Below are 13526 nucleotides of genomic sequence, written 5' to 3'. Positions count from 1 at the left end.
ACGCAGGCGAGGCGGGCTGGCGGCAGCGCATCCGTCCTCAACCCGTCCGCGTCGACGGCAACGGGAACCGCGACGCCGCCTGCCGCGGCAAAGGCATGGCGAGCCAGCGGATATCCCGGGTTTTCGATCACGAAGGGGTTGCCGGGGTCGAGCAACAGCCGTCCGCAGAGGTCGAGCCCCTGCTGCGAGCCGTTCACGATGACGATCTGGTCCGGCACGCAGTTGATGCCGCGAGCGCGCCAGAGATAGCCCTGAAGCGCGACGCGGAGAGCCGAAGACCCTTGCGGATCGCCGTAGCGCAGCCGCGCGCCGCGTCGCAGGATGGCTTTGTTGGACGCCCGTCGCCAGGCCAGCACCGGAAAGTCTGCCCCGGACAGATCGCCATAGCGGAAATCCGCGACCTTGCCCGGCTGCTGCTCCGGTGGCGGAGGCAAAGCCAGCAGCCGGCGCGCGAATGCCGAAAGGTTCCGAGGCGGGGCGGTCGAGACGGGCGCCTCCCCCGTCGCCCTCTCCAACCCTGCGGCAACGACGGCACGCGCCCCATGGCGGATGATCAGATAGCCTTCGGCGTTAAGCTGATTATAGGCCGCCGTCACCGTAGTTCGTGACGCGCCCCATTCGGCGGCGAAGGCCCGCGTCGAGGGTAGGCGGTCGCCGGGCTGGTAGGCGCCGCTGTGGATCTGTTCCTTGATTGCCGCGATGATCCGGCGCGCGACACGATCCTGCTCCAACTGGACCACCGAAAAACCTCAAAACTGGATATTCCAGGCAAGCCAGACATCAGGCATCTTCAGCTGCGACGCAAGGAGTTTCATCATGTACATACCGCCTGCCTTCCGGGATGACGACAAGGAGAGCCTGAGAGCGACGATCCGCGCGGCGCGGTTGGGGACCCTGGTCACCGCCACCGCGGAAGGACTGCTGGCGACGCCATTGCCGCTTTTCCTCGACGAGAGCGAGGGCGAGCACGGCACAATCTACGGCCATGTCGCGAAGGCAAATCCGCAGTGGCGCGCACCCGTGCTGGGTGATGGCCTGGCGATCTTCATGGGGCCGGACGCCTACGTGACGCCGGCGTGGTATCAAACCAAACAGGAAACCGGCAAGGTCGTGCCGACCTGGAACTATGTCGCCATCCACTCCTATGGGCCGGTCGAATTCTTCGACGACGCCGACAGGCTGCTCGAGGTGGTGACGCGTCTCACCAATCTGCATGAAGGCGGGCGCGCCACACCGTGGTCCGTGTCGGATGCTCCGCCGGAGTTCATTCAGTCGCAGCTTAGGGGGATCGTCGGCCTGCGCATGCCGGTCGCGAGGCTGGAAGGCAAGCGCAAGATGAGCCAGAACCGCAACGCGGCCGATCGCGCCGGTGTCATGTCCGGCCTTGCGGCAAGTGACCGGCTTTCGGACCGCGAGGTCGCACCTCTCATCCCGTCGTGAGTCCGTCATGCCGGATCTGAGCCGGTTTGCCTGGTTCTTTCGCCGCGGCTTTTCCTGCTCGCCATCACGTCGGAAGGATTGATCACGGCAGCTCTCTGTCATCCGCTCGAGGCGACCTCCGCCCTTCTCGTGCAGACCATGATCGATGTCATTGGACCGCAGGCACCTATCGCTGCCCTTCAGCGGTCCATCCCCTTCGAGATCGTCACGCCGGAGAATATCTGAGGCAGCGCCCTGCTGCCTTCGCGCCGCCACGGTCACAGCAGTTCCAGCAGTTGCGGCAAAAGACAGCGTTGGTGTCGAGCTTGATAGCCGCCACCCGAACCATCCTACCGCCCCCTGGCCAGGCTGCCCAGAATCCCGCGTACGATCGCGCGCCCAACGGACGATCCGACCGAGCGCACCACCGACTTGATCGCCGCCTCGGCTACCGTCTGGCGGTTGGAGGGACGCGGCGCCGGCGCGCGGCGGCCGCCGGACTGCGGGGCAGGATCGTCACCGAACCCAGGGATGGTCCAGCGCGAGCGGCCGCTATCGGCCTGTTGCGCCTGCTGCTCGGCCTCCTGCGCCTCCCTGGCCTTCTTCTGCAGCATCTCGAAGGCCGATTCGCGGTCGATGGTCTGGTCGTATTGCCCCGTAACCGGGCTCTCGGCGATCAGCTGGCGGCGCTCGTCCGGCGTGATCGGGCCAAGTCGAGACGATGGCGGCCGGATCAACGTGCGCTGAACCATGGACGGCACGCCCTTGGTCTCCAGGGTCGAGACCAGCGCCTCGCCGGTGCCGAGCTGCGTGATGGCCGTGGCGCAGTCGAAATCGGGATTCGGCCGGAAGGTGTCGGCGGCCGTCCGCACCGCCTGCTGCTCGCGTGGCGTATAGGCGCGCAGCGCATGCTGGACGCGGTTGCCGAGCTGGGCCAGGACCTTTTCGGGAATATCCAGCGGGTTCTGGGTGACGAAATAGACGCCGACGCCCTTGGAGCGGATCAGCCGCACCACCTGCTCGACGCGATCGATCAGCACCTTCGGCGCGTCCTCGAACAAGAGATGCGCCTCGTCGAAGAAGAAGACCAGCTTCGGCCTTTCAGGATCGCCGACCTCGGGAAGTTCCTCGAACAATTCCGACATCAGCCAGAGCAGGAAGGTGGCGTAGAGGCGCGGGTTCATCATCAGCTTGTCGGCGGCAAGCACGCTGATCGCGCCACGGCCGTCGCGGGTGGTGCGCATGATGTCGGCGATGCGCAGCGCCGGCTCTCCGAAGAAGTTCGCCGCGCCCTGCTGTTCCAGCACCAGGAGGGTGCGCTGGATGGCGCCGACGGATGGCTTCGTCACATTGCCGTAGCGGGCGCTGAGCTCGTCGGCACGCTCGGCGATGTTGGCGAGCAGCGCCTGCAGATCCTTGAGGTCGAGCAGCAGCAGGCCTTCCTCGTCGGCAATGCGGAAGGCGATGTTCATGATGCCCTCCTGCGCCTCGGTGAGGTTCATCAGGCGCGAGAGCAGCAGCGGACCCATCTCCGAGATGGTGGCGCGGATCGGATGGCCCTGTTCGCCGAACAGATCCCAGAAGATGACCGGGAATTGCTGGAAGTCGTACGGCTCAAGCTTCACCTGCTCGGCGCGCTTGACCAGGAAATCCTTGGCTTCGCCCATCATGGCGATGCCGGAAAGATCGCCCTTGATGTCGGCACAGAAAACCGGCACGCCGGCGTTGGAAAAACCTTCGGCGAGGATCTGCAGGCTGACCGTCTTGCCGGTGCCGGTGGCGCCGGTGATCAGGCCGTGGCGGTTGCCATATTGCAGCAGAAGCTGTTCGGGGCGCTGGTAGCTGTCGTCGGGCTTGCGGCTGGCGCCGATGAAAATACTCTTGTCGTCAGCCATATGTCGGTCTCCGCGAACCTGATGAAGTCAAAGCAAAAGGCCACGCCTGAGGTATAGTGACGCGACGCGGCAGCGACAATGCTCCTATCGCAATTTGGGCCCCTATCGCAATTTGGGCGTCCAATCGCGATCGGAATTGGAACCCAGCCCAAAGCTGGGTCTTGACGGGCTTGTGGCAAGTTGTGGATTTTGGGCATGTTTGGCAATCGATTGGTGGTTCACCCGGCCGCATGGGCAGCGCATTGTGATATCGGGCATGGAACCTTAGACTAACGGTTCGATTGATGCGGCAGACGGCGCATGACCGCGAAAGGATCATGCGCTGAATCAAAGGTGCTACGGCGTCCGCGACGTGTCCAGGAGATGCGCGGCGCTGTAAGGGAGGAGAGCGGATGGGCGCCGGCGCCTTGACCAGGGAAGTCGACCTTCAGAACGCTGACCGCCAGCGCTGGCTGGCGCTCGCCGAAAAGGCGCTTGCCGGAGGCTCCTTCGAGGAGAGGCTCGTTTCGCACAGCGACGACGGCATCCGCATCGAGCCGCTCTATGAGCGTGCGGTCACCATGGAACCGCTGGTCAGGGCAAATCCCGCAGCGGCGTGGATCGTCAGCCAGCGCGTCGACGATCCGGATGTCGCCCGCGCCAGGGCGCAGGCGCTGGAGGATGTCGCGCAGGGCGCCACCGGCCTGTCGCTGGTTTTCGAAGGGGCGCCGAACGCTTTCGGCTATGGCCTGCCGCGGACGGCCGAGGCGCTGGAGACCGTGCTCGACGGCGTGCCGCTCAACCGCGTCCAGGTCCGCATCGATGCGCATCCCTGGAGCCGCGCGGTGGCCGACTGGCTGATAGCGTTCCTCGGCAAGCGCCGCTCCGATCCGACTAAGCTCAACCTCTCCTTCGGCATCGATCCGGCGGCGATCTTCGCCGGCACCGGCCGGCTGCGCATGTCGATCGAGGCGCTGCAGGAATCTATGCCGCAATCGATGGCGCATTTCTTCTCCATGGGGGTGCCCGGCGTGCTGCTCGAGGCAGACGGGCGCGTCTTCCACAATGCCGGCGCCACCGAGGCGCAGGAGCTCGGCACCATGCTCGCCTCCGCGGTCTCCTATCTCAGGATGTTCGAGAAGGCGCGCCAGCCGCTGGTCTATGCAGCGCCCCATATCGGCTTCGCGCTCAGCGTCGACCAGGACCAGTTGCTGTCGATGGCCAAGGTGCGAGCGCTGCGCCGGCTGTGGGCCCGCATCCAGGAAGTCTGCTCGATCCCGGCCTCGACGGCCAGCATCCATGCCGAGACGTCGTATCGCATGATGACGACGGCGGATCCGGAAACCAACATATTGCGCACGGCGATCGCCTGTTTCGCGGCCGCCGCCGGCGGGGCCGATTCGATCTCCATCCTGCCGCACACAATAGCGCATGGGCTGCCGGCCGGCTTTGCCCGCCGCGTCGCCCGCAACGCGCAGTTGATCATGGCCGAGGAAAGCCATGTCGACCATGTCGCCGACCCTGCTGGCGGATCGGGCGCCGTCGAGGCGCTGACCAATGATCTCTGCGCGGCCGCCTGGCAAGAATTCCAGCGCATCGAGGCCGAAGGCGGTGTGCTGACGAGCCTGCAGCAAGGCTATGTCCAGAACCGCGTCCAGACCGCCGCGGCAAAGCGCAATGCCGAATACCGGACCGGCTCGCGCGCGATCATCGGCACCACGCTGTTCCGTGCCGGCAGCGAACGCCCGGTCGAGACGTTGCCGGCCGAGCGGAGACCGGCGTTGACGGAAGGTGTCGCGACCTGCGAGCCGCTGTTTCCGGTGCGCATCGACCAATCGATCGGAGCCGGCGCATGATCCCAGATTTCAGCCAAATCGGCTGGTCCGCGCCAGGACGCGCGCCGGTCGAGATCAAGGGGCTGCGGATGACGCCGGAGGGCATCGCCGTGAAGCATCTCTACACGCAGGGCGATCTCAGGGGCCTGTCGCATCTCGACACCTATCCGGGCCTGCAGCCCTTCGTGCGCGGCCCCTACCCGACGATGTATGTCCAGCAGCCTTGGACGATCCGGCAATATGCGGGGTTCTCGACGGCGGAAGAATCAAACGCCTTCTACCGGCGCAACCTCGCCGCCGGGCAGAAGGGCCTGTCGGTCGCCTTCGACCTCGCCACCCATCGCGGCTATGACAGCGACCATCCGCGCGTCGCAGGCGATGTCGGCATGGCGGGAGTCGCCATCGATTCCATCCTCGACATGCGCCAGCTGTTCGACGGCATTCCGCTCGGCGAAATGACGGTGTCGATGACCATGAACGGCGCGGTGCTGCCGGTCATGGCGCTCTACATCGTGGCAGCGGAGGAACAGGGGGTTGCGCAGAAGGATCTCGCCGGAACCATTCAGAACGACATTCTGAAGGAGTTCATGGTCCGCAACACCTACATTTATCCGCCAAAACCCTCGATGCGGATCGTGTCGGACATCTTCGCCTACACCTCGCGAAACATGCCGAAGTTCAACTCGATCTCGATCTCGGGCTACCACATGCAGGAAGCCGGTGCGACGGCGGACCTCGAGCTCGCCTACACCATCGCCGACGGCATTGAATATGCCCGCGCCGGTGTCGCCGCCGGCCTCGACATCGACCGCTTTGCGCCGCGGCTTTCCTTCTTCTGGGCCGTCGGCATGGACTTCTTCATGGAGGTCGCCAAGCTCAGGGCCGCGCGCCTGCTTTGGTCGAGCCTGATGAAGAAGAACTTTTCGCCGAAGGACGAGCGCTCACTGTCGCTGCGCACCCATTGCCAGACCTCGGGATGGTCGCTGACGGCGCAGGACCCTTACAACAACATCACCCGCACCATGATCGAGGCGATGGCGGCGACACAAGGCCATACGCAGTCGCTGCACACCAATTCCTTCGACGAGGCGATGGCGCTGCCGACCGACCATTCGGCCCGCGTCGCCCGCAACACGCAGCTCATCCTGCAGAAGGAATCCGGCACCACGCGCGTCGTCGACCCGTGGGGCGGCTCGGCCTTCGTCGAGCGGCTGACGCATGACCTGGCGGCGCGCGCCCTCGCCCACATCGAGGAGGTCGAGAGCCTTGGCGGCATGGCCGCGGCGATCGAGAAAGGCATTCCCAAGCTGCGCATCGAGGAAGCCGCCGCCCGCACCCAGGCGCGCATCGATTCCGGCGAGCAGACGCTGGTCGGCGTCAACGCGCATCGGCCTCAAACCGACATCGAGGTCGACGTGCTGAAGGTCGACAATGCCGAGGTCAAGGCCAGGCAGCTGGCGAAGCTGCAGCGGCTCAAAGGCACGCGCGATGTCGGCGCGGTCGACAGTGCGCTCGAAGCACTGACCCGCGCGGCGGAGAGCGGCGAGAACCTCTTGGAGTTCGCCATCCGCGCGGCGCGCGCCAACGCGACCGTCGGCGAGATATCGCTGGCGCTGGAGAAGGTTTTTGGGCGTCATGTCGCCTCGGTGCAGACGATCTCCGGCGTCTACCGCGATGCGCTCGGCGACAATCCGGCGGTCGACAGACTGCGGGACAAGATCGCGGCGTTCGAGAAGAAGTCCGGCAGCAAGCCGCGCATCCTGGTGGCCAAGATGGGCCAGGACGGCCACGACCGCGGCCAGAAGGTTATCGCCACTGCCTTTGCAGATCTCGGCTTCGACGTCACCGTCGGTCCGATGTTCCAGACGCCGGAGGAGATCGCCAAACTGGCGGTCCAGCACGACGTCGACATCATCGGCGCCTCCTCGCTCGCGGCCGGACACCTGACGCTGATCCCCCAGCTCAAGGAAGCCTTGAAGAAGCTCGGCCATGGCGACATGCTGATCGTCGCCGGCGGCGTCATCCCGCCGCAGGATTATGACGCCGTGCTAAGGGCGGGTGCGGCGGAAATCTTCCCGCCGGGCACGGTCATTCCCGAAGCGGCGGACAGGCTGATGGATCGGCTGCTGGCGGAAGGCTGAGCGCTGTTATAATTTCTGTTGTAACGCGGAGAAAATGGCGTTATAATTCACGTTACAACAAGGCATCTGTCATGAACACCACCATTCGCAAGATCGGCAATTCCGAAGGCGTTATCCTGCCGAAGGAACTCCTCGACCGCCTGAACATGAAGGCGGGCGATCAGCTCCAGATCGTTGAAACGGACAAGGGCATTGTCCTTGAACCAGTGGACGACAGCTTCGAGCGGCAGATGGAAGCCGCCCGCAAGGTCATGGACAAGTACAAGGTCGCGCTTCAGAAGCTCGCCGAATGAGCTGGGAGTTTCTGTCGCGTCGCGCCGTCGAAGCGATGCACGCCGAGCAGTCGCGCCGAAATGGCGGCGCGCAGGGTTTGAGAGACGAGAATGCGCTCGAATCCGCGCTCGCCCGTGCCGAGAACAAGGCCAACTATGGTGATCCGTCGATCGAGGAACTGGCGGCGGCCTACATCTTCGGCATTGCCGGGAACCACGCGTTTGTCGATGGCAACAAGCGCACTGCCATGGTGGCGGCCGGCGCGTTCCTAATCATCAATGGCTACGGCCTTACAGCCGACGACGGTACGATCTACGAATTCGTGATGGGGGTTGCGGCGGGCGAGATCAACGAGGAAGGCGCCGCGGCATTCTTCCGCGACCATGTGGTCAAGCTCGAGGACTAGCTTTCGGCCTTGTCCGAGAGCTTCGTGATCTCCCACTCCTTGCCGTTGACGCTCGCGACATCGCCAAGCTTCTTGCCGAACAGCGCGATGGCCATCGGCGAGACATGGGAAATGCTGCCCTTTGACGGGTCGGCCTCGTCCTCACCGACGATCTTCCAATGCACCTTCTTGCCGTCATCGCCTTCCAGCGTCACACCCATGCCGAAGCGCACCACTTCGCTACCCGGCTCCGGCACGGAAAGCTCGGCGCTCTCGCGCCTGGCGGTCCAGTAGCGCAGGTCGCGCGACACGACCGCAATGCGCTCGCGGTCCGCTCGTCTCTCGGCCTTGCCCAATTCGTCGCGCAGACCTTCGAGTTCCTGATCGATCATGGCCAGGCCGCGCTCCGTCACCAGGTTGCGATGCGGGCTGATCGGACGCTCGCCGATGCCGGCGATGGCGTTTTCGCTGTCTTCTTCGCGGGTAAAAGCTCTGCTCATCCAATGAACTTAGGCCCGGTGCCGCCTCTGTACAAGCCGTAGTCCGATGGCAGACCTGGCACGATTCCTGCGACAGGGATGGCAAACGCCAGGACCTGTGCCGATGTTGAACAGACGAACGCTGCTCGCCCAGACCGCCGGCTTTGCCATCGCAGGCCTTTGTGCTGGCAAAGCCTCGGCCAAGGTCCTGCCCGGCATCGAGAAGGCCTCGATGCGCGGTTCGATCAACGCCACCGAACTCGGCGTGCAGCCGGGCGCGCTTGACGACCAGAGCAAGGCCTTCACCAAGCTCCTCAATGACGCCAGCGAGCGCGATGCGCCGGTGTTTTTGCCGCAGGGCTCCTATGTCGTGTCCAACCTCAGGCTGCCAGCGCGCCTACGCCTTAGCGGCGTGCCGGGCGCCACGCGCATCGTCTATGGCGGCAACGGGCATCTGATGATGGCCGAGCAGGCCGAGCATATCGAACTCAGCGGGCTGGTGTTCGACGGCTCGAACCGCTGGCTGGCTGACTATGCGCAGGGTCTGCTTGATCTCCGCCGCGTCGGCCATCTCGTCATCGACAATTGCCAGGTTACCGGCAGCGGCAAGAACGGGCTGGCGCTGGAACATGTTTCGGGCCGCGTTGAGCGTTCCGATATTTCCGGCGCGGCGGACGCCGGCATCTATTCGGTCGAGGCCGGCGGGCTTGAGATCTCCGGCAACACCGTGTCCGACTGCGCCAATGGCGGCATCCTGGTGCACCGCTGGCAGCAAGCGGAAGACGGCACCACCGTCAGCGGCAACCGTGTCGAGCGCATAAGGGCCCGCAATGGCGGCACCGGCCAGAACGGCAACGGCATCAATGCCTTCCGCGCCGGCAATGTCGTCATCTCGGGCAACATCGTCTCGGACTGTGCCTTCTCGGCGATCCGCGCCAACAGTTCCAGCAATCTGCAGGTCATCGGCAACACCTGTTCGCGCTCGGGTGAGACGGCGCTCTATTCCGAATTCTCCTTCGAGGGCGCCATCATCGGCAACAACATCATCGACGGTGCGGCCAATGGCATTTCGATCGTCAATTTCAATGAAGGCGGCCGCATGGGTGTGTGCTCGAACAACATCGTGCGCAATCTGTCGACGGTTGGCCCCTACCCCGCCGACGCGCCCGGCTTCGGCGTCGGCATCAGCGTCGAGGCCGACACCACGGTGTCGGGCAATGTCGTCGAGAACGCGCCGCTTTACGGCATGCAGATCGGCTGGGGTCCGTATCTGCGCAATGTCGTGGCGACCGGCAACATCATTCGCAAGGTCGGCACCGGCATTGCCGTCTCGGTGGTCGAGGGCGCAGGAACGGCGATCATCTCGGACAATGTCATCGACGACGCGCTGAACGGCGCGATCATCGGCCAGCGCTGGGCCGATCCGGCAACCGCCGACCTTGCCCAGTCAGGCAATGCCGGCTACGCGCATCTGACCGTCGAGCGCAACCACGTTTCCTAGCGTTAGCCAAGCGCAGCGGTCGGCCTTAGCGACCCGACCTTGGCGCCGATCCGGCTTTCGACCGGCGGATTGGCCTGTTCGACGAGCCTGGCGGCAACCGCCTCGTCATCGTGCAACAGCCTGGCCAGCACGGCGGCGATCATCACCTCGGCTCCTCTGCCGGCACCGTCATCGCATTTCAGCGCGATGCCGAGGCCGAGTTCGGGAATGGCGGCGCAATAGACGCCCTCGGCGCCGGTTTTGACGAAGATGCGGCCGGGCGCTGCCTGCATCAGCGCGACATCGGCCTTACCGGTGCCAGCGACGAGGAACGGCTCGGCCGTGCACGCCGACAAAAGCCGCTTCGCCGCTTTGGCGCGCTGCGGCGAAAAGCCGGTGCCTGTCGCCATGCGGGCAAAACCCAGCGCGAAGCTTTTCAGCGGCACGGCATAGGTCGGGATCGAGCAGCCGTCGGTGGCGCAATGGTCGACGTCATGGGCAGCCTCCGTCACCGACTGCATGGCATCGCGCACCATCTCCTGCTGCGCATGGCCGGCTTTGACGTAGCCCCTGTGGGCAATCCCGGAATGCACGCAGGTACAGAGGAAGCCGGCATGCTTGCCGGAGCAGTTGTTGTGTAGCGCATTCGGCACGCTGCCGGTGCGGGCGAGAGCAATGGTGGTGTCATGGTTCGACGGCCAATGCGCGCCGCATTCGAGCGCGCTTCCGTCCAGACCGGCTTTCGCCAGCATCGCTTGCGCCAGTTCGACATGCGCCGGCTCGCCGGAATGCGAGGCGCAGGCCAGCGCCAGTTCTCGGTCGCCGAAGCCATAGGCGTCGGCCGTACCGCTTTCGACTAGCGGCAGCGCCTGGATCGCCTTCACAGCCGAGCGCGGAAACACCGGACGCGCCGTGTCGCCGATCTCCAGCAACGGCTTGCCGTCGGCGTCGAAGACAGCGACCGCGCCGCGATGGGCACTCTCGACCACCGCGCCGCGCAGAACCTCGACCAGAACCGGATTTGCCATGCTGCCTCCCGCACGCGCGCGCCCAGAGCGCGCCGCTTTAAATGCGGGCCGCTTCTACCTGATCCGGTCGAGAATGGAAACGTAGTTGGCAACGGCAGCGCCGCCCATGTTGAAGATGCCGCCGAGCTTGGCGCCCGGCACCTGGATGCCGCCGGCCTCGCCGGTGAGCTGCATGGCGGTCAGCACATGCATCGACACGCCGGTGGCACCGATCGGGTGGCCCTTGGCCTTCAGGCCGCCGGAGGGGTTGACCGGCAGGCGGCCGTCCCTAGCTGTCGTGCCGTCAAGCGCCAGCTTCGCGCCCTCGCCGGGTCTGGCTAGGCCCATAGCCTCATACTCGATCAGTTCGGCGATGGTGAAGCAGTCATGCGTCTCGACGAAGGAGAGGTCGTCCAATGTCACGCCGGCCTTCTTCAGCGCCTGGTTCCAGGCTTGCTCGCAGCCCTCGAAGGCGAGGATGTCGCGCTTCGACATCGGCAGGAAGTCCTGGACGTGCTCGTTGGCGCGGAAGGTCACGGCGCGGCGCATCCTCAGTGCCGTCGCGGTGTCGGTGAGCACGAGCGCCGCGGCACCATCGGAGACCAGCGAGCAATCGGTGCGCTTCAGCGGGCCGGCGACGAATGGGTTCTTCTCGCTCTCTTGGCGGCAGAACTCGTAGCCGAAATCCTTGCGCATCTGCGCATAGGGATTGTCGACGCCGTTCTTATGGTTCTTGGCGGCGATCATGGCGAGCGCATCCGACTGGTCGCCATAGCGCTGGAAATAGGCCTGCGCGATCTTGCCGAAGACCCCGGCAAAGCCGGCCGGCGTGTCGCCGTCCTCCGGCAGATAGGAGGCCTTGAGCAGGTTCTTGCCGATCTCGGGGCCGGGCGTGGTCGTCATCTGCTCGGCGCCGACCACCAGTACGATGCGGGCGGCATTGGCGTCGATGGCGCGGATGCCTTGCCTGACAGCGGCGGAGCCGGTGGCGCAGGCGTTCTCGACCCGCGTCGCCGGCTTGAAGCGCAGCCGGTCGTCGGCCTGCAGGACCAGGCTCGCGGTGAAATCCTGCGGCGAGAAGCCGGCATTGAAATGGCCGAGCACGATCTCGTCGACATCGTCCGGGCCGATGCCGGCATGGTCGAGCGCCTCCACGGCAACCTTGGTGATCAGACCCTCGAGCGTCTCGCCCTCGAGCTTGCCGAAGCGCGAATGCGCCCAGCCGACGATGCATGCGGTCATAACAGCCTCCATTTGCCGCGCAGCCTGGCGTGTGTGGATCTTCAGGTAATGCCGGCCTGACCTGAACCTCCACCCACGCTAGCACGTCCTGTCGCGACATGAGATTCAATATTGTTCAACTGTGAACTTTTTTCCAGCCAATGGGATGGGCCAGAGCCGCACGATCGGTTGATCCCGGCATCGATTTTTTGTTGATTGATCCGTCAATAAAAAATAATCTCGCTTTGAGCCCGGATCCCAGAATGCCGAAAATCGGAATGGAACCCTTGCGCCGCAAGGCGCTCATCGACGCGACGATCTCTGCGATCGGCGAGCGCGGCTCGCTGGACGTGACGATGTCGGAGATCGCTGGCCGCGCCGGCGTGTCGTCGGCGTTGGCGCACCACTATTTCGGCGCCAAGGACGAGCTTTTGTTCGCGACGATGCGGCACATACTGGCGGAGCTCAACACCGATACAAGGCGCGCACTTCGCGCCACCGGCACGGCGCGCCAGCGCGTCTCGGCCGTGGTCGCCGTCAGCTTCTCCGACGACCAGTTCCAGCCCGAGACCATCGCCGCATGGCTTGCCTTCTATGTCGAGGCGCAGAAGTCATCGGCTTTGCGGCGCCTGCTCAAGGTCTATGCAAGGCGGCTGCACTCGAACCTGATGAGCGGGCTGACCGGCATCCTGTCCAGACGCCAGGCGGATCGCGTCGCCGAAGCCACGGCGGCGATGATCGACGGGCTCTATATCCGGCGCGCGCTGAAGGACGGCGTGCCGGACGCGGCGACGGCCATCGCGCTCGTCGAAGATTATCTCGAAACCAAGCTCAGCGGACGGAGCCTGCCTTGACGACCGGACGGCCCAATTTCCTGATCGTCATGGTCGATCAGCTCAACGGAACGCTGTTCCCCGACGGGCCGGCGGAGTTCCTGGATGTGCCGCATCTGAAGGCGCTCGCCCAGCGCTCGGCGCGCTTCGCCAACAATTACACTGCCTCGCCGCTCTGCGCGCCCGGCCGCGCCTCGTTCATGAGCGGGCAGCTGCCGTCGCGCACCGGGGTCTACGACAATGCGGCGGAATTCGCCTCTTCGATCCCGACCTTCGCCCATCATCTGCGCGCCGCCGGCTACTATACCTGCCTGTCGGGCAAGATGCATTTCGTCGGACCGGACCAGTTGCACGGCTTCGAGGAAAGGTTGACCACCGACATCTATCCCGCCGATTTCGGCTGGACGCCGGACTACCGCAAGCCCGGCGAGCGCATCGACTGGTGGTACCATAATCTGGGCTCGGTCACCGGCGCCGGCATCGCCGAGACCACCAACCAGATGGAGTATGATGACGAGGTCGTCTTCCTGGCCACGCAAAAGCTCTATCAGTTGTCGCGGGAGCAGGACGATGCGGACC

13 protein-coding genes are annotated in these 13526 nt (G+C 64.9%); 8 read left to right on the top strand and 5 right to left on the bottom strand.

The genetic code is table 11. The features are described from left to right. A partial coding sequence (locus tag EN781_RS09250; RefSeq protein WP_145965468.1) for a PLP-dependent aminotransferase family protein occupies positions 1-740 on the bottom strand: 740 nt, incomplete at its 3' end. Between the two features lie 76 nt (positions 741-816). On the opposite strand from EN781_RS09250, the gene EN781_RS09245 reads away from it, so the two are divergent. Then, positions 817-1440, top strand: coding sequence for an FMN-binding negative transcriptional regulator (locus EN781_RS09245; RefSeq protein WP_126055794.1), 624 nt, complete (start codon positions 817-819; stop codon positions 1438-1440). 329 nt (positions 1441-1769) lie between these two features. Here EN781_RS09245 and EN781_RS09235 read toward each other — a convergent pair whose 3' ends face one another. Continuing rightward, positions 1770-3314 carry a helicase HerA-like C-terminal domain-containing protein gene (locus tag EN781_RS09235; protein WP_127399918.1) on the bottom strand — a complete coding sequence of 515 codons (1545 nt, stop codon included), beginning with the start codon at positions 3312-3314 and terminating at the stop codon, positions 1770-1772. Between the two features lie 392 nt (positions 3315-3706). Here EN781_RS09235 and EN781_RS09230 point away from each other — a divergent pair, with 392 nt between their 5' ends. The 4 genes from EN781_RS09230 to EN781_RS09215 all read left to right on the top strand — a co-directional run bounded on the left by EN781_RS09230 (position 3707) and on the right by EN781_RS09215 (position 7948). Further along, positions 3707-5149, top strand: coding sequence for a methylmalonyl-CoA mutase subunit beta (locus EN781_RS09230; protein WP_126055795.1), 1443 nt, complete (start codon positions 3707-3709; stop codon positions 5147-5149). Then, entirely contained in the window at positions 5146-7269 is a 2124-nt protein-coding gene (gene scpA, locus EN781_RS09225) for a methylmalonyl-CoA mutase (RefSeq protein WP_126055796.1), read from the top strand. The genes EN781_RS09230 and scpA overlap by 4 nt, the downstream gene beginning before the upstream one ends. Positions 7270-7340: 71 nt before the next feature. Continuing rightward, on the top strand, positions 7341-7562 hold the full coding sequence (locus tag EN781_RS09220) for an AbrB/MazE/SpoVT family DNA-binding domain-containing protein (RefSeq protein ID WP_126055797.1): 222 nt from the start codon (positions 7341-7343) through the stop codon (positions 7560-7562). Then, positions 7559-7948 carry a type II toxin-antitoxin system death-on-curing family toxin gene (locus tag EN781_RS09215; RefSeq protein ID WP_126055798.1) on the top strand — a complete coding sequence of 130 codons (390 nt, stop codon included), beginning with the start codon at positions 7559-7561 and terminating at the stop codon, positions 7946-7948. The genes EN781_RS09220 and EN781_RS09215 overlap by 4 nt, the downstream gene beginning before the upstream one ends. Here EN781_RS09215 and greA read toward each other — a convergent pair. Continuing rightward, positions 7945-8427 (bottom strand): transcription elongation factor GreA, encoded by a 483-nt coding sequence (gene greA, locus EN781_RS09210; protein ID WP_126055799.1) that lies wholly within the window; start codon positions 8425-8427, stop codon positions 7945-7947. The two genes, EN781_RS09215 and greA, sit on opposite strands and share 4 nt — an antisense overlap. 103 nt (positions 8428-8530) lie before the next feature. Here greA and EN781_RS09205 point away from each other — a divergent pair, with 103 nt between their 5' ends. Continuing rightward, positions 8531-9907 carry a TIGR03808 family TAT-translocated repetitive protein gene (locus EN781_RS09205; RefSeq protein WP_126055800.1) on the top strand — a complete coding sequence of 459 codons (1377 nt, stop codon included), beginning with the start codon at positions 8531-8533 and terminating at the stop codon, positions 9905-9907. A gap of 2 nt (positions 9908-9909) precedes the next feature. Here the strand turns inward: EN781_RS09205 and EN781_RS09200 are convergent, their stop codons facing one another. Then, entirely contained in the window at positions 9910-10914 is a 1005-nt protein-coding gene (locus EN781_RS09200) for an asparaginase (RefSeq protein WP_126055801.1), read from the bottom strand. A 54-nt stretch (positions 10915-10968) separates the two neighbouring features. Next, on the bottom strand, positions 10969-12135 hold the full coding sequence (locus EN781_RS09195) for an acetyl-CoA acetyltransferase (RefSeq protein WP_126055802.1): 1167 nt from the start codon (positions 12133-12135) through the stop codon (positions 10969-10971). Positions 12136-12377: 242 nt separating this feature from the next. Between EN781_RS09195 and betI the strand changes: the two genes are divergently transcribed. Together betI and EN781_RS09185 are read left to right on the top strand one after the other, a co-directional pair. Beyond that, positions 12378-12968, top strand: a complete 591-nt coding sequence (gene betI, locus EN781_RS09190) for a transcriptional regulator BetI (protein ID WP_126055803.1) — start codon at positions 12378-12380, stop codon at positions 12966-12968. Continuing rightward, positions 12965-13526 (top strand): sulfatase-like hydrolase/transferase (locus tag EN781_RS09185; RefSeq protein ID WP_145965467.1); only part of this gene is annotated, 562 nt, incomplete at its 3' end. The genes betI and EN781_RS09185, both read left to right, overlap by 4 nt.

Source organism: Mesorhizobium sp. M4A.F.Ca.ET.090.04.2.1, assembly GCF_003999085.1.
Taxonomy (GTDB): Bacteria; Pseudomonadota; Alphaproteobacteria; order Rhizobiales; family Rhizobiaceae; genus Mesorhizobium.
This window is presented reverse-complemented; position numbering and strand designations above follow the sequence as displayed.

Bases quoted from the DNA above. Each gene is read 5' to 3' on its own strand.
- EN781_RS09200 (WP_126055801.1), bottom strand. From the start codon at position 10,914: ATGGCAAATCCGGTTCTGGTCGAGGTTCTGCGCGGCGCGGTGGTCGAG.
- EN781_RS09205 (WP_126055800.1), top strand. From the start codon at position 8,531: ATGTTGAACAGACGAACGCTGCTCGCCCAGACCGCCGGCTTTGCCATC.
- scpA (WP_126055796.1), top strand. From the start codon at position 5,146: ATGATCCCAGATTTCAGCCAAATCGGCTGGTCCGCGCCAGGACGCGCG.
- EN781_RS09215 (WP_126055798.1), top strand. From the start codon at position 7,559: ATGAGCTGGGAGTTTCTGTCGCGTCGCGCCGTCGAAGCGATGCACGCC.
- greA (WP_126055799.1), bottom strand. From the start codon at position 8,427: ATGAGCAGAGCTTTTACCCGCGAAGAAGACAGCGAAAACGCCATCGCC.
- EN781_RS09220 (WP_126055797.1), top strand. From the start codon at position 7,341: ATGAACACCACCATTCGCAAGATCGGCAATTCCGAAGGCGTTATCCTG.
- EN781_RS09245 (WP_126055794.1), top strand. From the start codon at position 817: ATGTACATACCGCCTGCCTTCCGGGATGACGACAAGGAGAGCCTGAGA.
- betI (WP_126055803.1), top strand. From the start codon at position 12,378: ATGCCGAAAATCGGAATGGAACCCTTGCGCCGCAAGGCGCTCATCGAC.
- EN781_RS09235 (WP_127399918.1), bottom strand. From the start codon at position 3,314: ATGGCTGACGACAAGAGTATTTTCATCGGCGCCAGCCGCAAGCCCGAC.
- EN781_RS09195 (WP_126055802.1), bottom strand. From the start codon at position 12,135: ATGACCGCATGCATCGTCGGCTGGGCGCATTCGCGCTTCGGCAAGCTC.
- EN781_RS09230 (WP_126055795.1), top strand. From the start codon at position 3,707: ATGGGCGCCGGCGCCTTGACCAGGGAAGTCGACCTTCAGAACGCTGAC.